The organism is Brevibacillus sp. YAE8 (assembly GCF_057543335.1).
This window is the reverse complement of record NZ_BAAIYG010000135.1, coordinates 1-553: the sequence shown is the minus strand read 5'-3', so window position 1 is coordinate 553 and position 553 is coordinate 1. Positions and strand designations below refer to the sequence as shown.

Below are 553 nucleotides of genomic sequence, written 5' to 3'. Positions count from 1 at the left end.
GTTTATACTTAGCACTTCAGCTTCCAAAGTTAACATGGATTAGTTTCGTAATTTGGCTTGTACTAGGGCTAGTGGTTTACTTCTTATACGGACGTAAGCATAGTCATTTGAACAGCAGTAAATAATGAAAAGCTTCGGACAAGCTTCTTCCTTCGTCCGAAGCTTTTTTATTTGTTTGATGAAAAGAAATTGAAGATTGTTCTATTTGAATAAATTAAGTTTAAGAAAGACTTATGTTATAATACGTGTAGCAAAAACGCAAAACTAGATGTGGTATGGAGGAATAGTATGGCAGCGTATACGCCAATGATACAGCAATATTTGAGAATTAAGGCAGAGTATCAAGATGCCTTTTTATTTTTTAGATTAGGTGATTTTTATGAAATGTTCTTTGAAGATGCTACGACAGCTTCTCAAGAACTTGAAATAACATTAACAAGTCGAGACGGAGGAGGACAAGAGCGAATTCCGATGTGCGGGGTTCCGTATCACTCTGCTCCTACGTATATCGAGCGTTTAATTGAAAAGGGATTTAAAGTAGCTATTTGTGAGC

At 36.0% G+C, this 553-nt stretch carries 2 protein-coding genes; both read left to right on the top strand.

Going from position 1 to position 553, the window contains the following annotated elements; translation table 11 throughout:
• A partial coding sequence (locus tag AC27IT_RS28025; RefSeq protein WP_487092297.1) for an amino acid permease C-terminal domain-containing protein occupies positions 1-125 on the top strand: 125 nt, incomplete at its 5' end.
• A 163-nt stretch (positions 126-288) separates the two neighbouring features.
• The coding region (locus AC27IT_RS28020; protein ID WP_487092296.1) for a MutS N-terminal domain-containing protein at positions 289-553 on the top strand (265 nt) is incomplete at its 3' end.